This window comes from Brevibacterium sp. VCM10 (genome assembly GCF_000583215.1).
GTDB classification, from domain to species: domain Bacteria; phylum Actinomycetota; class Actinomycetes; order Actinomycetales; family Brevibacteriaceae; genus Brevibacterium; species Brevibacterium linens.
In genome coordinates this window covers 1-17877 of sequence record NZ_JAJB01000028.1, presented here as the reverse complement: position 1 = coordinate 17877, position 17877 = coordinate 1, and the positions used below count along the sequence as shown (strand labels likewise).

The window sequence follows — 17877 nt, the reverse complement described above, 5'->3', positions numbered from 1 at the left end:
CCAATCGTACCCGGGCCCGGGTACGATGCACACAATTCGGAAGCAGGTGCGAAAGCAATGCCCAATCAGGCGTGGAAGCGACTCCTCGAGGGAAATCAGCGTTTCGTCGACGATGTCCCTCGACACCCCAACCAGGACACGGCGCGACGCGAATCCCTGTCGGACAGCCAGACCCCGTTCGTCACTCTCTTCGGCTGCTCGGATTCCCGAGTCGCCGCTGAGATGATCTTCGATGTCGGCCTCGGTGACATGTTCGTCGTGCGCAATGCCGGACAGGTCGTCGACCCGGTCACCTTGGGTTCGCTCGAATACGGAGTCGAGATGCTCGGCACTCCCCTGCTCGTCGTGCTCGGCCACGACAGCTGCGGGGCCGTGACCGCCGCCTACAACGCCTACGACTCGGGTGAGACTCCCCCGGGATTCATCTCCGACGTCGTCGCCCGCATCCTGCCGACAGTGGCCCGGGCCCGCAAGAACGGGCGCACCACGATCAACGAGACCGTCGGTCAGAACACCATGGACACGGTCGACAAAATCATGCAGCTGTCCACGATCATCAAGACCGCTGTCGATGAGGGCCGACTCATCATCGTCGGACTCACCTACCAACTCCACGATGGCCACACCACGGTCGTCGCCCAATACGGAGGCGACGAGGCCGCGGTCTCCACCTATGCTTCTTGAGCGACCGGCCACCTCGGTGGTCAGCCGTTCAGCCCTACGAGCCTGAACTCCGCAATCATTTCCCCGGCACCCAACGGAAAGGACAACAATGACCGAAGAATTTCGCATCGAACACGACACCATGGGTGAGGTCAAAGTCCCCAAAGACGCCCTCTACAGCGCACAGACCCAGCGTGCCGTCGAGAACTTCCCGATCTCGGGCAAGACCCTCGAATCCGCTCACATCGCCGCACTGGCACAGGTGAAGAAGGCCGCAGCCAAGGCCAACGCCGAACTCGGCGTGCTCGACGAAGCTCGTGCCACCGCCATCCAGAACGCCGCCGATCAGGTCATCGCAGGCGAATTCGACGCCCACTTCCCCATCGACGTGTTCCAGACCGGTTCGGGAACCTCGTCGAACATGAACACCAACGAGGTTCTGGCCTCGCTGGCGACGAAGGCGCTCGAAGCCGACGGAATCAACGTCCACCCGAACGATCACGTCAACGCCTCGCAGTCGTCGAACGACGTCTTCCCCACCTCGGTGCACCTGGCCGTGACCAAGGCCCTGGTCAACACCCTCATCCCGGCCATGGACACCCTGGCGACTTCGCTGGAGAAGAAGGCGAACGAGTTCTCCTCCATCGTCAAGTCCGGCCGCACCCACCTCATGGATGCCACTCCGGTGACGCTCGGTCAGGAGTTCGGCGGCTATGCCGCTCAGGTCCGTTACGGAATCGAACGCATCGAGGCTTCCCTGCCGCGCGTGGCAGAAGTCCCGCAGGGCGGAACCGCTGTGGGCACCGGCATCAACACCCCCGACGGCTTCTCCTCCCGGGTGGTCGAGATCCTCGCCGAGGAGACCGGACTGCCGATCACCGAGGCACGCAACCACTTCGAGGCGCAGGCCAACCGCGACGGACTCATCGAGGCCTCCGGCCAGCTGCGGACCATCGCCTACGGCTACATGAAGATCTGCAACGATCTGCGCTGGATGGGCTCGGGACCGAACACCGGCCTCGGCGAGATCGCCATCCCCGACCTGCAGCCCGGGTCCTCGATCATGCCCGGCAAAGTCAACCCGGTCATCTGTGAGGCCACCATTCAGGTCGCCGCTCAGGTCATCGGCAACGACACCTCCGTGTCGCTGTCGTCGACCAACGGCGCGTTCGAGCTCAACGTCGGCATCCCCGTCATGGCCTCGAACCTGCTCGAGTCGATCCGCCTGCTCGCGAATGCTTCGACCGTTATGGCCGAGAAGATGATCGACGGACTCACCGCCAATGAGGAGCGTGCCCGTTTCCTCGCCGAGGCGAGCCCCTCCATCGTCACGCCGCTGAACAAGGTCATCGGCTACGAGGCCGCTGCGAAGATCGCCAAGCATGCCGTGGCCGAGAAGATGACGGTGAAGGAAGCGACGATCGCTCTCGGCTTCGTCGAGAACGGCTCCATCACCGAAGCCGACCTCGACAAGGCCCTCGACGTCACCACGATGATCGGCAGCTACAAGTAAGTCTCCGGTCTGACAGATCGAGACGGCGCCCGGACGGTATCGTCCGGGCGCCGTGTCGTGTCGGCGGCTCCTTTCGAGCCCCGTCGACCGCTCGCCCCAGCGTCGACCGCTCGCCCCAGCGTCGACCGCTCACCGCACAGCGCGATACACCGGCGGTAACGTGAGCGGTCGGTGACCGGAGCAGAGGCTCACGACCGGAACGGGTCGAACTCCTCGAGCACATCGGTGACCAGAGCCGCGATCTCAGACCTCTCGGACCGTGTCAGCGTGACATGAGCGAACAGTTCGTGGCCCTTGAGCTTCTCGATCACCGCAGCGACTCCGTCGTGCCTGCCGACTCGAAGGTTGTCGCGCTGGGCGACATCGTGGGTGAGCACCACCTTCGAGTTCATCCCGATGCGTGAGAGCACGGTGAGCAGAACATTGCGCTCCAACGACTGCGCCTCATCGACGATGACGAATGCGTCGTGGAGCGACCGTCCTCGGATGTGCGTGAGCGGCAGCACCTCGAGGATCTCTCTGTTGACCACCTCGTCGATGACGTTCTTGCTCACCAGCGCGCTGAGGGTGTCGAACACGGCCTCCGCCCAGGGATTCATCTTCTCCCCCTCGCTGCCGGGCAGGTAGCCGAGGTTCTGCCCGCCGACGGCATAGAGGGGGCGGAAGACCATGATCTTCGAGTGCTTGTTCTCCTCGAGCACCTTCTGCAGACCGGCCATGAGGGCCAGCGCGGACTTCCCCGTTCCGGCTCGCCCTCCCATCGACACGATTCCCAGAGCGTCGTCGAGCAGCATGTCGATGGCGATCCGCTGTTCTGCCGATCGGCCGTGGACGCCGAAGATGTCACGGTCCCCGCGCACCATCGACACGCGATTGCCGGTGCGCACCCGTCCCAGACCGGATCCGCGCGGTGAGGTGATGACGACACCGGTGTTGACCACCTCGTCGGAGACCTCCTCGGTGACGACCGATCCCGAATCGTAGAATTCGCTCATCTGCTCGTCGTCGAGTCCGAGCTCGCTCATTCCGGTGAACCCGGAGTCGACGGCCAGCTCCGCCAGGTACTCCTCCGCGTGCAGACCCAGGGCCGACGCCTTCACCCGCATCGGCACGTCCTTGGTCACGACGACGACATCACAGCCTTCGGCCGACAGGTTGCGGGCCACGGCCAGGATGCGGGTGTCGTTCTCCGACCGGTCGAAGCCGACCGGCATCGTGGAGGCGTCGATGTGATTGAGCTCGACCCGCAGCGTTCCGCCCGCATCGCCGACCGGGATGGGCTGATCCAATCGGTCGTAGTCGGAACGGAAGTCGTCGAGGATGTGCAGTGCTTTGCGAGCCGTGAAGCCGAGTTCGGGATGATTGCGTTTGCCCTCGAGCTCGGAGACGACGATGAGTGGAATGACGACGTGATGTTCGGCGAAGCGCAGCAGCGCTCCGGGATCGGACAGCAGCACCGAGGTGTCGAGAACGTAGGTGTGGACTTTTTCAGCCATGAGGACCTCTGAGGCGTGAGTTCCGCCGAGATCCGGTTCTGACATCCCCCGATCTCGGGTTGGTGTCGACCAACTACAGTCAACCTAACCCGGTTCGCCTCCGCAGACGGCAGCGGCACGCGTGTTCGGGCAAGTCGAGGTCATGAACTTCGAGTGAATGCGGGATTCCACCGTCATACAGCTTCAGATCCGCGCGGGCCGCCGGCAGGCCCTATTTGCCGAAGCGACGCTGCCGCAGTCCGTAGTCACGCACGGCACGGAGGAAATCCGTGCGGCGGAAGTCCGGCCAGTAGGCTTCGCAGAAATAGAACTCCGAGTAGGCGCTCTGCCACATGAGGAAGCCGGAGAGTCGCTGCTCTCCCGACGAGCGGATGATGAGGTCGGGATCGGGCTGGCCCTTGGTGTAGAGGTGATCGCCGATCTGCTCGGGAGACAGCTCGGAGATGATGGACTCGAGATCCGTGCCGTCGTCGGCCCGAGTCCGCAGCAGGGACTTCACCGCGTTGACGATCTCCTGCCGACCGCCGTAGCCGACGGCGACATTGACTCGCATGCCGCAGTCCGCGGTGGTCGTCACGGCTTCCAAGCGGGCCCGCAGATCCGCTGGAACGATCTCGAGATCACCGACGAGCTGGACGCCGACGCCGTCGAGCGCTGCGATCTTCTCCACCAGGTCCGAGATGATCTCGATGAGGATCGACACCTCTTCGGCCGAACGGGCGAGGTTCTCCTTGGACAGAACGTAGAGAGTGACGATCTCCACGTCGATCTCGTGACACCAGCCGAGGAATTCGACGATCTTCGCCGCTCCGGCCCGGTGCCCGTCTGCGGTCGTGGCCCCGAATTCCCTCGCCCACCGGCGATTGCCGTCGGTGATGACCCCGACGTGCCGCGGAACCGGAACCGACTTGTCGAGCTCACGCTTGAGCCGTCGCTCGTACAGCCGATAGAGCAGGTTCACGGGTCGCGCCACAGCTGTCCTCTTCCATCTGGGTCGTCGGTCGGCTCGAACACTGTCTAAGACTACTAGCCGACGATGCTGAACGCGGCCTCAGGCGCGCTGGCTACTATGGACCCATGAACGCTTCGCTCACCGATTCCTCTCCAGTCGTCCCCGACGGCTCCGGGCCCGTCGGTTCAGCAGGTGCGGATGCTGCGCCACCCGCCGATGACCACCGCATCGCGCGTCGCCGCTCGGCCCTGCGAGCCGAACTGACGAAACTGGCGGGTCAGGTCAAGCCGAAGCTGCGCGGCTGGTTCCACGCCGGTGCATTCCCTCTGGCGATGCTCGGCGGTCTGGCGTTGGTGATCATCTCCCCGACGATCGAATCGCGTATCGCGGCCGCAGTCTTCGCCGTCACCGGCATGCTGCTCTTCGGCACCTCCGCCGTCTACCACCGGGGCCGCTGGCGCACCCGTGTCCGCCTGGTTCTGCGGCGACTCGACCATGCGAACATCTTCCTCATCACCGCCGGCACGTACACTCCGCTGGCCGTGCTGATGCTCACCGCCGACCAGGCGATCCTCCTGCTGTCCGTGCTCTGGGGCGCCGCCGCACTCGGAGTGGCCTTCCGTACGATCTTCACCACCGCGCCGAGGTGGCTCTTCGTGCCCATCTACGTCGGGTTCGGGGTCGCCGGAGTCGGATACATCCCTCAGATCTGGGCGACGAACTTCGCCGTCGGCCTCCTCGTCGTCCTCGGCGGTGTGTGCTATATCGCCGGTGCCGTGATCTACGGGATCAAGCGGCCGAACCCCTCACCGAAGTGGCTCGGCTTCCATGAGATCTTCCATATCCTCACGATCCTCGGCTACGGCTGCCATCTCGCCGCGCTCATCATCGCCGCCGTCGCCGCCTACTGACCCTCGTTCGGCCGAGTCCGGACGGCCTGTCCGTCTGCCCCGGCTCTCCGCCCTCCAGCTGAGTCCGCACGGACGCAATCGGCGCGATCACCGATCGGTGATCGCGCCGATTGCGTGGGCACAGGACCTCAGAGCCTCAGGCTCGTCCATTCCGTTCGTCGGAGGATTCGGAGGAATCGATCGGCTCCTCCGTCGAGCCTCCTCCGCGATGCGCATCGGAGGGTCCGGTATCGGCGGCTGCGTCGGTGTCGCGCTCACCGGTCTCCGGTTCGGGTGCCTCCGGACCTGAGAGCGTCGACTGGTTGGGCACCACATGCCTGCGCAGCGGGATCGGGTAGGCATCATTCGCACCCGATCGGGCCCGCACCCGACGGACACGGCGCAGAGCATCCCGGATGAGGAAGATCGTCAGGATGACGATGACGAGCGTGGCCAGGAAGCCGATCGTTCCGGGAGTCACCAGATCCGGGTCCGGTGCGCCTCCGTCCGGGGTCGGGGTCGGAGAGGACGCGAATATCATGCTCGGGCATCGCTTTCGGTCGGGACGGCTGCTTCGGCGTCGAGGTCGTCGGCCGGTGAGTCCGGGAGCATCCCCTCATCGGGAACGCGACGACCGTCGTCGAAGGTCACGCCGGCGAACAGATCGGTCTCCTGGAAGTCGAGATCCCGGTTCAGCGGTTCCCGGCCGGTGAGGTCGACCGCCAGTTCGAATTCTTCGGTCGGCCAGTATGTGCGAGCGGCCTTGCGAGAAGCGGAGAAGAAGCCGCCCTCGGGGTCGATCTGAGTGGCATGGGAGAGAAGCGCCCGATCGCGCGCAGAGAAGAACTCGGAGCAGTCGATGCGGGTGCTCAGCCAGTTGCGGCGTTGATTGTCGCGCTTCTTGAAATCCTCGAGGTGGTCGGCGAACGGGGAGTCGAGTCCCGCTTCGAGCATCTTCTCGTGGATGGTGATCCACTTCTTCGCCGACAGGTCCTGATTGAAGTAGATCTTCTGCACCTGCCACGGCTCACCGAGCTCGGGATGAGAGGCCGCATCAGCGGCGGCCTCGACGGCGGCCATGGTCACGGCATGGTTCTTGATGTGGTCGGGGTGAGGATATCCGCCGAGCTCGTCATAGGTGGTCACCACCTGCGGGCGGAAGGTGCGGATGATGTGCACCAGGGGCAGCATCGCGACCTCATCGGGGACCCGATAGAAGCATCCGGGAGGTGTCTGGTTGTCGAAATCACCGTCGGGCAGCCCCGAGTCGACGTGCCCGACCCAGACATGTTCGGCGCCGAGAGCGGCGGCGGCCGTCGCCATCTCCTCACGACGGAGACCGGCGATATCGCGGCTGGCCTTCGGGCTCTGCAGCAGGGCGGGGTTGAGGATGTCGCCGGCTTCACCACCGGTCATCGTGGCGATGAGCACCCGGGCACCCAGAGACGCGTACTTCGCGGTCGTTGCCGCACCCTTGGAGGATTCGTCGTCGGGGTGGGCATGGACGGCCAACAGGCGCAGCCCATGGTACGGAAGCGAAGTCATATCCTAAATGTCCCTTTCGATTCAGCCTGGTGGCCACCTCCTGCCGGCGCTGCGGCTGACATGATCGCCGGCAGAGGATCGACTACTCTAGATTAGTGCGCGAAGTACTTAATGAGGAATTCAATGACTGAGGTAACAGTGGCACCACCACTGCATGATGATCGCTACGGCCGGACCACCAGACCCACGCGAGAGCTGAGCCGTCGAGCGAAGGTCATCGCCGTCGTCGTCCTCGCCGCTGTGGTCGCGGTCATCGCTGTCTGGGCCTTCCGTCCGCAGACGAATCCCACGACACCGCGCACTCTTGAATATTCGGTTGTCGACGACTCGTCAACGCACGTCAGTGTCGGAATATTTCCGGATCAGGAACGCGACGTGCACTGCATCGTCCAAGCCACGAACGAGCACGAAGCGATCGTCGGCTTCACCGAGGTGACCGTTCCCGCCGATCCGAACGCCGATCCGAATGCGCCGAAACGCGTCGACGTCGACCTGGCGACGACTCAGCTGGCTGCCTCCGGTCACGCGGACTCCTGCTGGTTCGAATAGTTCTCGCACGAGGACGCCGCTTGCGGCCGCGAAGTTCCGACTCGCGGCAGGCAACGTGATCGAACTCATCGTTTTTCTCTGCAGATGCGTTACACTGTAGTTTCATTCAACTTCCGGGCGTGCCCATACGCCCGGTTTTTTCGTTGCCTGACACGCCCGTCAGTGCACCGACCGAAGAAGGAGAAGTCATGACCGAGGAAGTCACCCAGGAAGAGACATGGTTGACCCAGGAAGCCTTTGACCGCCTGTCGAAGGAACTCGAGCATCTCTCCGGACCGGGTCGTGCAGAGATTGCTGAGAAGATCGAAGCCGCCCGCGACGAGGGTGACTTGAAGGAGAACAGCGGTTATCACGCAGCACGTGATGAGCAGGGCAAGCAGGAAGCTCGCATCCGCCAGCTCGAGGTGCTGCTGCGCAACGCCAAGGTCGGCTCGAACGACAGCGACGGCAAGACCGTGGCCCCCGGAACCGTCGTCACTGCGACCGTCGCCGGCAACAGCATGCGGTTCCTGCTGGGCAACCGCGAGATCGCCGGGGACTCCGATATCGACGTCTTCTCGGAGAAGTCTCCGCTCGGAGCGGCTGTCCTCGGCGTCAAGGCCGGAGACACGACCTCATACGAGGCTCCGAACGGCAAGACCATCGAGGTCAAGGTCGATTCCGTCGAGGCTTTCACCGGCTGATCATCGACAGACAGAACAGACAGAAGTGGGCGGGTGCGATCGCACCCGCCCACTTCTCTATGCACTCCGGCTCAGAGGATCCTCGTCGGCACTCCGCTCAGAAGATCCTCGTCGGATCGCCGTTCGGACGCGACCTGCCGGATCATCCTGGCCCGAGACTCATCCTCGCCCGAGACTCAGTCATCGAGGGCGTTCTTCGACCGTCCGGGCTCGGCCGAACCGGTCGTCCCAGATTCGCCCGAATCGGTCGATTCGGAGCCTGATGCGCGTTCGTCTTCCGCGGATTCGCGGACGGCGTCGGTGAGCCGTTCCTTCGCGGTCTCCAGGACAGCGGTGGCCCCCCGCTCGTCCGGGTCTCGCTTCGGGTCATCCTCTGCGGCCTCGGAGTCACCGGCGTTCGTGCGCACAATATAGCTGACGACGCTGTTGAGCACCGCCACCAGGGGAACGGCGAAGAGGGCACCGACGATGCCAAAGAGGAAACCGCCTCCGGTGACCGCGAGGATCACGGCCAGCGGGTGGACGGACACGGCCTTGCCCATCAGGAAAGGCTGGAGGACCTGGCTTTCGATCTGCTGGACCGCAATGACCACTGCCAACATGATCACCGCGCTGACCAGTCCGTTCGAGACCAGAGCGACGAGCACGGCGACCGCCCCGGAGGCGATGGCGCCGACGACGGGGACGAACGAGGTGAGGAAGACGAGCACGGTCATGGGAATGACCAGCGGGATCCCGAGGAACGCAGCGCCGATGCCGATGCCGATCGCGTCGACGGCGGCGACGAGGATCTGGACCCGCACATACTGCACGAGGGTCGTCCACCCGCGCCGAGCCGCACCCGTGGCGACAGGACGCGCCGGGACCGGCAGCAGGTTCATGACCCATCTGAAGATGTTCTCCCCGTCGTAGAGGAAGAAGAACGTCGCGAACAGGCAGACGGCCATACCGGTGAGGAAGGTGCCCACCGAGGAGGTGGCCTCCAGGGCACCGCCGAGAAGCTGGCTGCTGTTGCTCTGGAAGAAGCTCGTCGCGGTCTTGATCGCCTCGTCGATATAGCTCGAGATCGTCGAGGCGTCGATGCCGAAGGGACTCGTGGCCAGCCAGCCGCTGATTCCGGACACACCGGCGATGACCTGTCTGACGAGATCGGGCATGCCGGAATAGATCTGCTGACCGACGAGGCCGAAGAGCCCGAGCACGATGACGATGAAACCGATGAAGGAGATCGCAGCGGCCCCGCCGCGCGGTACACGCTTCTTCTTCAGCCACCCGGTCAGCGGAGCGAGCAGAGCGGCCAACAGCAGAGCGATGAGCACGGGCAGCACGACGCTGGAGATCTTCGACAGGAGCCACAGGGCCACGCCGATCGCCACGAGTACGACGATCGACCGCCACGACCACGCAGCAGCGAGCTTGAGACCCGGAGCCACATACGGTTTGGCCTCGGCTTCGATTCGACTGAGTGCGATCTCTTCGGCACTGACGGCCTGCGACGGGGTCGGCTCGGATTCGGACCGGGAACGCGAGGATCCGCGTCCCCTCCGGAACGCCTCCCACGCCCCACGGAATCGGTTCGGAGGTTGCTGCTGATCGTTTTCCGTCATGGTCCAACAATAGTTGTTGAAGCACTGACAAAGGTGCAATGATGACGCCGGAGGAGGGAAACAGTGGGAAGACGCTTGATCTATACGCTGGCGACCATGGGAGCGACCGTCGTCGGCGCCGGTGCCTCGGCTGCGGGGCTGCTCCGCCACCAGGCAGGATCGCTGCGCCGCTCCTTCGACGACGACAAGAATCGCCGCTTCTCCACCTTCGCCGAGGCGATCGCCGCTCCCCGACACAACGACGATGACGACTCCGCCGCCCTGGCCATCATCGGCGATTCGTGGCTCTGCGGGGTCGACGTCGACCCCGAGCAGGCGCCACCGACTCTCATCGGCCGCGGACTGGCGCGGATGCTAGGCACCACTGTGCGGGTCCAGACCACGGCTCGCCCCTCGGCGCTGTCGGATGATCTGCATCGGCAGGTCGACGAGGTTCTGCGCTCGCCGTGGCTCTCTCGACAGCTCTCGGACCACTGGACCGAAGACCGCCGGTTCGCGATCATCTCGATCGGCACCGGCGACATCATCCACCCGATCCAGGCGACCATCGGCGTTCCCGTGCTCAACCAGGCCATCAACAGGCTCCAGCGCGAGGGCCGCTACACCGTGTTCGTCCTCGTCTGCCCCAACCTCGGCGGTCTGCCGGGCCTGCGCGATCCGCTCAAGACGTCGCTGCGGCGGACCTCACGGGTCCTCGCCGGTTCCCAATGGCTGGCAGCGCTGGCCGCACATGCGGTTCCGCTGCGGTCGACGGGATCACTGAGCGGAACGACACGCCGGTCTCTGCTCAACGACTCGGGACGATTCCCCAGCGAACTCGGCTATGCACAGCTGTCCTCGACCCTGCTGTCGGCGATCGCCGAGCGCATCGCAGCCCCGGTCGTCGTCGACCGCAGCCTCGATATCCCGGAGAATGGCGAAACCGCCCGCCGTCACGAACTGATCCCCGGTGCCGAGGCTCAGTCAGCTGCCGAAGGATCAGCGGTGACAGAAGGCGTCAGGGCCGACTCGGTCCCGAATCACTCGGAGGCCGTCTCGTGATCCCTGTGGTCCTCGCTTCCCAGTCTCCATCTCGACGCCAGATCCTCCGAGCCGGCGGGATCGACCCGGTCATCATCGTCTCCGAGGTCGACGAACGCGCTATCGAAGACGAATTCTCTGGTTCCGTCGGCGATCTCACCACGGCTCTCTCGGAAGCGAAAGCCCGCGCGGTCATCGACCGGATCATCGGTTCCGCTCCCCCGGCGCTCGAGGACGCGGACACCGTAGTCGTCATCGCCGGCGACTCCCTGCTCGAATTCGACGGCCGGGCCATCGGCAAACCGGGAACGGCCGACCGCACTCGCGAAGTGTGGTCGGCGATCGCCGGTCAATGGACGACGCTGCACTCGGGGCATACCGTCGCCGTCCTCATCCGGACTCCGCAAGCGAACGGCACTGCCGGGCGGGCAGGAGCTGACGACCGCCGCGACAGCACTGATCACGCCGATCGAACCGACCCGAAGGCCTTCGAACTCAGCGCACTGCGCTCTCAGCGGTCGGCCACCTCGGTGCTCATCGGCTCACCCGACCCGGAGGAGCTCGAGGCGTACATCGCTACCGAAGAGCCCTTTCATGTGGCCGGGGCGCTGACGATCGACGGATTCGGCGGCGCCTTCGTCGACCGGCTCGACGGCGACCATCTCACCGTCCTCGGACTCAGCCTGCCCGTCGTACGCGAACTGGTCACCGATATGGGCCTGTTCTGGCCCGATCTGTGGACTCTCCAGCGGTAGACTCGAGACGAGTTCGATGACACGCCCGAGGACATTGAAGTTCTCGTCCCAATTTTTTATCGCTGTCCTACAAACCCTTGGTGCTGTTCTCTAAATTGTTCTGTGATCATACAAAGGAGCACCATGACCACAGTCCTCTCCGACTCCACGACCTCGGTTCTGAGCACCACTGTTCCGACCGGGGCCGTCCGCCGGGTCCTCATCGCCAACCGCGGTGAGATCGCTCTGCGCATCATCCGGGCCGCCCACGACCTCGGCATCAAGGCCGTCGCCGTGTACACCCGTGCCGATTCCGATGCCGATTTCGTCGAACTCGCCGACGATGCGTGGCTGCTGGACGGATCCGGAGCCGGGGAGACGTATCTCGACATCGAGAAGATCCTCGCCCTGGCCAAGCGCTCCGGCGCCGATGCCGTCCATCCCGGCTACGGCTATATGGCCGAGAACGCGCAGTTCGCCCAGGCCGTCATCGATGCCGGGCTTATCTGGGTCGGTCCTCCCCCGGCAGCGATCGAGCTCCTCGGTGACAAGTCCGGAGCCCGGGCCGTCGCCGAGGCTGTCGACGCTCCGGTCGCTCCCGGTTCCGACGGTGCCGTGGCCGATCTAGCCGAAGCCGCCGAAGTGGCCGACCGGATCGGGTTCCCCGTCGTCGTCAAGGCCGTCCACGGCGGAGGCGGACGCGGTTTTCGCGCCTGTTCTGCCGCCGAGGACCTCGAAGCCGCCTACACTGCGGCGACCCGCGAGGCCCAGAGCGCCTTCGGCCGCGGTGAGTGCCTCATCGAGAAGCAGATCGTGCGCCCCCGCCACCTCGAGACCCAGTGCCTGGCCGATGCCCACGGCAATGTGCGGGTCGTGTCCACACGCGACTGCACTCTGCAGCGTCGCAACCAGAAGATCATCGAAGAGGCGCCCGCCCCGTTCCTCACCGCCGAACAGGAGCGCATCGTCTCCGCAGCCTCGGTTCGTCTGCTCGCCCACGTCGGCTACGTCGGCGCCGCGACGTGCGAGTTCCTCCTCGGAGAGGACGGCACGATCATCTTCATGGAAGCCAATGCACGCATCCAGGTCGAACACACCGTCACCGAGGAGGTCACCGGAGTCGACCTCGTCGGCTGGCAGGTGCGCATCGCCTCGGGTGAGACCCTGCCGGATGAGTTCCCCGCCGCGCGCGGACACTCCTTCCAGTTCCGCATCAACGCCGAGGACCCGACCACGTTCTTCCCCGCCACCGGCGCGGTGAAGAACTACCGTGCGCCGTCGGGCCCAGGCGTGCGGCTGGACTCCGGCATCGGCGAAGGCAGCGTCGTCGGCACGGACTTCGACCCGATGCTGGCCAAACTCGTCGTCACCGGCGCCACCCGTGACGAGGCCCTGGCACGAGCACGTCGGGCGCTGTCCGAATACCGCATCGAGGGCGTCTCGACACTGCTGCCGCTGCACCGGGTGCTCGTGGACGAACCGTCCTTCGCGACCGATTTCAAGGTCTGGACCAACTGGCTCGAAACCGCTTTCGTCAATCCGCTTGTCGATCCACCGCTAGGAGAACAGATGAGTACTGCAACCGACAGCTTCAGTGTTGTGGTCGAGGTCGATGGCCGTCGGATGACCGTGTCGGTCCCCAAGGACGTCATCTCGGACCTCGGTCATGTTCCCAGCCCCAGCGTGCCACGGCGCAAACGCGGGCTGAGCAGCCGCAAGGGTGCGAAGCTCGCCGACGATTCGAACGCGCTCAACGCTCCCATGCAGGGCACCATCATCTCCATCGCCGTCAATCCCGGTGACACCGTCGAAGTCGGTGACACCCTTGCCGTCATCGAGGCGATGAAGATGGAGCAGCCGCTCAAGGCCGGTCACTCCGGCACCGTCTCCGAGGTGCTCGTCGACGCAGGCGCCTCGGTGAAGTCCGGTGAGGCGATCATCCGCTTCGCCGCCTGAGGAGTGTCGACTGCCCGCATTCGGTTCGCACCGAATGCGGGCAGTCCCGAATGCAGATATCCCTGCCCGGGTCACCGCTGAAGATCGGTGATCCGGGCAGTGATGTATTCGGATTCGGCATCGTTGCCGGGGCATTCCAGACCGGCGGCATAGGCGTCCTCAGCTTCGGTCGTGAGGCCGAGTTCGTCGAGGGTGATGGCTCTGGCGATGTGGAAGGGCCTGTGTCGCCGCAGCTGCGGGTCATCGGCAAGTTCGTCCAGGGCCATCATGGCCGCTTCGGGTCCTGAGACCTGGCCGAGGGCGATCGCGGTGTTGAGAGCCACAACCGGCGACGGGTCGAGGTCGGCAAGCATCCGATAGAGCACGAGGATCTGCTTCCAGTCCGTATCGGCGAACGTCGCCGCGTCGGCGTGGAGGGCAGCGATCGCCGCCTGGATGGTGAAGGCCCCGGCCCCCGGTTCCCCGGCGGCCGCTCCGACGATCCCGGTGCCTTCGGCGATGAGGCGGGAGTCCCACCGGCTGCGGTCCTGATCGGCCAGCGGCACCGGCCGACCGTCCTCGGTCACCCGAGCGCGATCACGGGCTCGGGTGAGCAGGAGCAGGGCCAGCAGTCCGCGTGCTTCGGTCTGCTCGGGCAGATATCCGACGAGCAGTCGGGTCAGGCGGATGGCTTCGAGCTGCAGATCGACTCGAGTATGTTCGCGTCCTGCAGTGGCGTTGATGCCCTGGGTGAAGATGAGGGAGAGGACGCGCAGCACTCCGGGCAGCCGGTCGCCGATCTCAGCGGGCGCAGGGCGGCCGAAAGGAATCCCGGTCTTGCGGATCCGCTGCTTGGCGCGGACGATCCGCTGCTGCATCGTCGCGGTCTCGATGAGGAACCCGGCAGCCACCTCGGCAGTGGTCAGTCCCGAGAGGAAGCGCAGGATGAGCACGATGCGTTCGTCCTCGCGCAGGGTCGGGTGGGAGCAGGTGAAGAACAGGCCGAGACCGTCGTCGGGCAGGTCCGCCGTGTCCACCTCCTCGCCGAGGTCGAAGTCCCGGAACCGGGTGACCAGCGCCGCGAGCAGCCGCCCGTAGTCCTCCTCGCCGATGGCGCTGAGGACACGCGCGGCCGAATCGGGGTCAGGGTCCATCAGTAGTCGGCCACCGGACGGATCTCGATGTGTCCGGTCTTCGCGGCGGGGCTCCTCTTCGCCCAGGCGATCGCCTCGTCGATATCGGCGACGTCGATGACGTAGCTGCCGCCGACGAATTCGTTCGATTCGGCGAACGGACCCGAAGTCACAAGGGACTCGCTTCCGGATCCACTCACGCGGACACCGAATTCGGGCCCTTCGAGGGCGAAGCCGCCGACGACGACCCCGGCCTCGCTGATCTCCTGGTCGAATGCCATGAACTCGTCCGGATCCGCTCCGCCGTCCTCACCGCAGTCAGGATCCTGTGTGCGTCCCATCAGCAGAAGTGCGTACTTCATCTCGTTCTCCTTCGTCATTCCACATGTCATGCCGGGCGGCCTGACACCATCATGACGGTCGAGGAGCGAGAAGATCGACAGCTGCGGAGCAGAACTTTCGCGAGATCGCCGTTTCGAGGCTTCAGAGGTGGCGGTGGAGCTTTCGTGCCGCTTCGGTCAGCGATCCGCTCACCGATGGGTAGACGACGAAGGAGGCGGAGAGCTGATCGACGGTCAGCCGGTTCTCCACGGCCATGGTGATCGGCAGGATGAGCTCGCTGGCACGGGGTCCGACGACGACACCGCCGAGGATGGAGCCGGATCCGCGTCGAGCGAAGATCTTGACGAATCCGTCCTCGATGCCGAGCATCTTGGCGCGCGGATTCGTATCCAACGGCAGCATCACGGTGTCGATGTCCGTCGGGTTCTCGCGGTAGTTCTGCTGAGTGAAGCCCACGGTGGCGATCTCGGGCGCAGTGAACACGTTCGATGCGACATTGCGCAGCTTGAGCGGCTGCACCGCGTCGCCGAGTGCGTGGTTCATGGCGATCCGGCCCTGCATCGCGGCCACCGAGGCCAACGGCAGCACTCCGGTGCAGTCACCGGCGGCATAGATCCCGGCCCGCGATGTCCGCGAGACCCCATCGACGACGATGTGTCCGGATTCGCTGACCCGCACACCGGCTTTCTCCAGGCCGAGACCTTCGGTGTTCGGAATCGAACCGACCGCCATGAGGCAGTGGGATCCCTCGACGCGGCGGCCGTCGGCGAGCACGACTTCGACTCCGTCGTCGGTGCGGGTCACCGAGGCGGCACGGGAGCGGGAGAGGACGTTCATCCCCTTATTGCGGAAGACGAATTCGAGCACATCGGCTGCATCCTCGTCCTGTCCGGGCAGGACCTTCTCACGCGAGGACACGAGGGTCACCTCGGTGCCCACGGCACGGTAGGCCGACGCGAACTCGGCGCCGGTGACACCGGAGCCGACGACGATGAGATGCTCGGGCAGCTCGTCGAGGTCGTAGAGCTGGGTCCACGTCAGGATGCGCTCACCATCGGGCTGCGCGGTGGGCAGCTCACGCGGATGGGCGCCGACCGAGAGCAGGATCGTCGAAGCCTCGAGAGTGTACTCGGTGCCACCGGATTCGACGACGTGGACCTGGTCCCGACCGGCCAGAGTCGCCCTGCCCTGGATGACTTTGACACCGGCCCGGATGAGGCCTTCGTAGATGTCGTTGGCCTGAGCGTCGGCCAGGGAGAGGATGCGCTTGTTGACCGCTTCGAGGTCGGCGGTGACTCGGCGATCACCGGACTCGGTGTCCTCGGCGTTCTCGATCCGGATTCCGAGCCCGCCGGAACGCTCGATCTCATCCATCATCTCGGCAGTGGCGATGAGCGACTTCGACGGCACGACATCGGTGAGCACGGCGGAACCACCACATCGATTCGCCTCGATGAGCATGACGTCGGCACCGAGCTGAGCCGCGACGAGTGCGGCTTCGTAGCCGCCGGGGCCGCCGCCGATGATGACGACGCGATCTGCAGTGGAATCAAATTCAGTGTTCACACTCAGATTGTCTCAAATCGCCACGACGCTTGCGAACGGCCCCGCCGGGTCGACTCGGGATCGGTCCGGTCAGCCCGGATCGACCACCTCGGCGGTGTCCTTGTGCAGGGTCGACAGGTGCACATAGGACTGGGCGTTCTGCCGGACCTTCTCCACTCCTTCGTCGGTCATCTCCCGACGCACCTTCGCGGGAACACCGGCGACCAGGGACCGTGCCGGAATCTGTGTGCCCTCGAGGACGACCGCGCCCGCGGCGATGAGGGACTCGCTGCCGATATGGGCGTCGTTGAGCACAGTGGAGTGCATTCCGATGAGCACGTCGTCGTCGACGACGGCACCGTGCACGAGAGCTTGGTGGCCGATGGAGACCCGGGCACCGATGACGACGGGTTTGCCGGCGTCGGTGTGCATGACGGTGTTGTCCTGGACATTCGAGTCCTGACCGATCGTGATCGGGGCGGCCTCGGCGCGCAGCACACAGCCGTAGAAGACGCTCGCTCCCTTCTTCACATGCACATCACCGACGAGGGTGGCACCGGCTGCGACGAATGCGTCCGGATCGACCTGCGGTGTGTGACCGCCCACAGAGACGATGCGGGCGCCGGCGAGATCGTTGGTCATGATTCCTCCATTGGTTCACGAGATGTCTGTCTGCATTCATCTGCAGTCTGCATGTGCCTGACAGTCTAAGGGGAGACGCTGCCCCGGGGGCGAGGGGACGAATTGCGGACCGATTTGCGCGATCGCCCTCATAGCAGGACAATGGTCAAAATTCTTGTCAGAAATTTCACACTGCCGGACCCTTGTGCGCCCAATTGCGTTATGTGAACCTTGACTGTGAGAGTTGCACGCCCGGAATTCGGGTGTGATCAACCGCGTTCACTGAATTCGTCGAAAGGTCACCATGGATTGGCGACACCGTGCAGCATGCCTCAATGAGGATCCGGAGCTCTTCTTCCCGATCGGCAACACCGGACCCGCGCTGCTCCAGATTGAGGAAGCAAAGACTGTCTGTCGCCGCTGTGAAGTCGCAGAGACCTGCCTGCAATGGGCCCTCGAGTCCGGTCAGGATGCCGGAGTCTGGGGCGGTCTGAGCGAAGACGAACGTCGCGCTCTCAAGCGGCGCGCCGCTCGCGCCCGCCGCGCCGGCTGAGACGCCGGCAAGCTGGGAGGCAGTCCCCTGAAGCTGCCGAAACCCGCACCGAGTCCCCCAGCACCACTTCATCGAAGACTGAGTCCCTTGTCTCGA

The 17877-nt window shown here is 64.8% G+C and carries 18 protein-coding genes; 9 read left to right on the top strand and 9 right to left on the bottom strand.

Annotated elements, in window-relative coordinates:
- Nucleotides 1-57: 57 nt before the first annotated feature.
- Nucleotides 58-684, top strand: coding sequence for a carbonic anhydrase (locus tag AD89_RS0108085; protein WP_025778099.1), 627 nt, complete (start codon nucleotides 58-60; stop codon nucleotides 682-684).
- Nucleotides 685-772: 88 nt separating this feature from the next.
- Nucleotides 773-2176 (top strand): class II fumarate hydratase, encoded by a 1404-nt coding sequence (locus AD89_RS0108080; protein ID WP_025778098.1) that lies wholly within the window; start codon nucleotides 773-775, stop codon nucleotides 2174-2176.
- A gap of 188 nt (nucleotides 2177-2364) precedes the next feature.
- Here the strand turns inward: AD89_RS0108080 and AD89_RS0108075 are convergent, their stop codons facing one another.
- Complete coding sequence (locus AD89_RS0108075) at nucleotides 2365-3672, bottom strand: PhoH family protein (RefSeq protein ID WP_025778097.1); 1308 nt, start codon at nucleotides 3670-3672, stop codon at nucleotides 2365-2367.
- A gap of 211 nt (nucleotides 3673-3883) precedes the next feature.
- Nucleotides 3884-4645: an isoprenyl transferase gene (locus AD89_RS0108070; protein ID WP_025778096.1), complete on the bottom strand. Its 762-nt coding sequence runs from the start codon at nucleotides 4643-4645 to the stop codon at nucleotides 3884-3886.
- Nucleotides 4646-4749: 104 nt separating this feature from the next.
- Here AD89_RS0108070 and trhA point away from each other — a divergent pair, with 104 nt between their 5' ends.
- Nucleotides 4750-5535, top strand: a complete 786-nt coding sequence (gene trhA, locus AD89_RS0108065) for a PAQR family membrane homeostasis protein TrhA (protein ID WP_025778095.1) — start codon at nucleotides 4750-4752, stop codon at nucleotides 5533-5535.
- 136 nt (nucleotides 5536-5671) lie between these two features.
- Here the strand turns inward: trhA and AD89_RS20335 are convergent, their stop codons facing one another.
- Together AD89_RS20335 and mca are read right to left on the bottom strand one after the other, a co-directional pair.
- Entirely contained in the window at nucleotides 5672-6055 is a 384-nt protein-coding gene (locus tag AD89_RS20335; RefSeq protein ID WP_025778094.1) for a hypothetical protein, read from the bottom strand.
- Entirely contained in the window at nucleotides 6052-7059 is a 1008-nt protein-coding gene (gene mca / locus AD89_RS0108055; protein WP_025778093.1) for a mycothiol conjugate amidase Mca, read from the bottom strand. Before mca ends, AD89_RS20335 begins: the two co-directional genes overlap by 4 nt.
- Before the next feature lie 123 nt (nucleotides 7060-7182).
- On the opposite strand from mca, the gene AD89_RS0108050 reads away from it, so the two are divergent.
- Entirely contained in the window at nucleotides 7183-7608 is a 426-nt protein-coding gene (locus AD89_RS0108050) for a DUF4307 domain-containing protein (RefSeq protein WP_035320249.1), read from the top strand.
- 188 nt (nucleotides 7609-7796) lie between these two features.
- Nucleotides 7797-8291 (top strand): transcription elongation factor GreA, encoded by a 495-nt coding sequence (greA, locus tag AD89_RS0108045; protein ID WP_025778091.1) that lies wholly within the window; start codon nucleotides 7797-7799, stop codon nucleotides 8289-8291.
- Between the two features lie 176 nt (nucleotides 8292-8467).
- Here greA and AD89_RS18310 read toward each other — a convergent pair whose 3' ends face one another.
- Entirely contained in the window at nucleotides 8468-9898 is a 1431-nt protein-coding gene (locus AD89_RS18310) for an AI-2E family transporter (protein ID WP_025778090.1), read from the bottom strand.
- A 63-nt stretch (nucleotides 9899-9961) separates the two neighbouring features.
- Here AD89_RS18310 and AD89_RS0108035 point away from each other — a divergent pair, with 63 nt between their 5' ends.
- From AD89_RS0108035 to AD89_RS0108025, 3 genes are all read left to right on the top strand, one after another.
- A complete protein-coding gene (locus AD89_RS0108035) occupies nucleotides 9962-10939 on the top strand; it encodes an SGNH/GDSL hydrolase family protein (RefSeq protein ID WP_231488530.1) in 978 nt (325 codons plus the stop codon).
- On the top strand, nucleotides 10936-11673 hold the full coding sequence (locus tag AD89_RS0108030; RefSeq protein WP_025778088.1) for a Maf family protein: 738 nt from the start codon (nucleotides 10936-10938) through the stop codon (nucleotides 11671-11673). Before AD89_RS0108035 ends, AD89_RS0108030 begins: the two co-directional genes overlap by 4 nt.
- A 123-nt stretch (nucleotides 11674-11796) precedes the next feature.
- Nucleotides 11797-13608, top strand: coding sequence for an acetyl/propionyl/methylcrotonyl-CoA carboxylase subunit alpha (locus tag AD89_RS0108025; protein WP_025778087.1), 1812 nt, complete (start codon nucleotides 11797-11799; stop codon nucleotides 13606-13608).
- Nucleotides 13609-13679: 71 nt separating this feature from the next.
- On the opposite strand, the gene AD89_RS0108020 is transcribed toward AD89_RS0108025, so the two are convergent.
- The 4 genes from AD89_RS0108020 to AD89_RS0108005 form a co-directional block, all read right to left on the bottom strand.
- A complete protein-coding gene (locus AD89_RS0108020; protein WP_025778086.1) occupies nucleotides 13680-14741 on the bottom strand; it encodes an RNA polymerase sigma factor in 1062 nt (353 codons plus the stop codon).
- Nucleotides 14741-15082, bottom strand: a complete 342-nt coding sequence (locus AD89_RS0108015) for a YciI family protein (protein WP_025778085.1) — start codon at nucleotides 15080-15082, stop codon at nucleotides 14741-14743. The genes AD89_RS0108020 and AD89_RS0108015 overlap by 1 nt, the downstream gene beginning before the upstream one ends.
- 121 nt (nucleotides 15083-15203) lie before the next feature.
- Complete coding sequence (locus AD89_RS0108010; protein WP_025778084.1) at nucleotides 15204-16628, bottom strand: NAD(P)H-quinone dehydrogenase; 1425 nt, start codon at nucleotides 16626-16628, stop codon at nucleotides 15204-15206.
- A gap of 69 nt (nucleotides 16629-16697) precedes the next feature.
- On the bottom strand, nucleotides 16698-17249 hold the full coding sequence (locus tag AD89_RS0108005) for a gamma carbonic anhydrase family protein (RefSeq protein WP_025778083.1): 552 nt from the start codon (nucleotides 17247-17249) through the stop codon (nucleotides 16698-16700).
- Between the two features lie 283 nt (nucleotides 17250-17532).
- Between AD89_RS0108005 and AD89_RS0108000 the strand changes: the two genes are divergently transcribed.
- Nucleotides 17533-17781 (top strand): WhiB family transcriptional regulator, encoded by a 249-nt coding sequence (locus AD89_RS0108000; RefSeq protein WP_009374875.1) that lies wholly within the window; start codon nucleotides 17533-17535, stop codon nucleotides 17779-17781.
- Nucleotides 17782-17877: the final 96 nt, after the last annotated feature.

Excerpts from the sequence above, each read along its gene's own strand:
- AD89_RS0108050 (WP_035320249.1), top strand. The coding sequence starts at position 7,183 with ATGACTGAGGTAACAGTGGCACCACCACTGCATGATGATCGCTACGGC.
- AD89_RS0108025 (WP_025778087.1), top strand. The coding sequence starts at position 11,797 with ATGACCACAGTCCTCTCCGACTCCACGACCTCGGTTCTGAGCACCACT.
- AD89_RS0108000 (WP_009374875.1), top strand. The coding sequence starts at position 17,533 with ATGGATTGGCGACACCGTGCAGCATGCCTCAATGAGGATCCGGAGCTC.
- greA (WP_025778091.1), top strand. The coding sequence starts at position 7,797 with ATGACCGAGGAAGTCACCCAGGAAGAGACATGGTTGACCCAGGAAGCC.
- AD89_RS0108085 (WP_025778099.1), top strand. The coding sequence starts at position 58 with ATGCCCAATCAGGCGTGGAAGCGACTCCTCGAGGGAAATCAGCGTTTC.
- AD89_RS0108020 (WP_025778086.1), bottom strand. The coding sequence starts at position 14,741 with ATGGACCCTGACCCCGATTCGGCCGCGCGTGTCCTCAGCGCCATCGGC.
- AD89_RS0108005 (WP_025778083.1), bottom strand. The coding sequence starts at position 17,249 with ATGACCAACGATCTCGCCGGCGCCCGCATCGTCTCTGTGGGCGGTCAC.
- AD89_RS0108015 (WP_025778085.1), bottom strand. The coding sequence starts at position 15,082 with ATGAAGTACGCACTTCTGCTGATGGGACGCACACAGGATCCTGACTGC.
- trhA (WP_025778095.1), top strand. The coding sequence starts at position 4,750 with ATGAACGCTTCGCTCACCGATTCCTCTCCAGTCGTCCCCGACGGCTCC.
- mca (WP_025778093.1), bottom strand. The coding sequence starts at position 7,059 with ATGACTTCGCTTCCGTACCATGGGCTGCGCCTGTTGGCCGTCCATGCC.
- AD89_RS20335 (WP_025778094.1), bottom strand. The coding sequence starts at position 6,055 with ATGATATTCGCGTCCTCTCCGACCCCGACCCCGGACGGAGGCGCACCG.
- AD89_RS0108080 (WP_025778098.1), top strand. The coding sequence starts at position 773 with ATGACCGAAGAATTTCGCATCGAACACGACACCATGGGTGAGGTCAAA.
- AD89_RS0108075 (WP_025778097.1), bottom strand. The coding sequence starts at position 3,672 with ATGGCTGAAAAAGTCCACACCTACGTTCTCGACACCTCGGTGCTGCTG.
- AD89_RS18310 (WP_025778090.1), bottom strand. The coding sequence starts at position 9,898 with ATGACGGAAAACGATCAGCAGCAACCTCCGAACCGATTCCGTGGGGCG.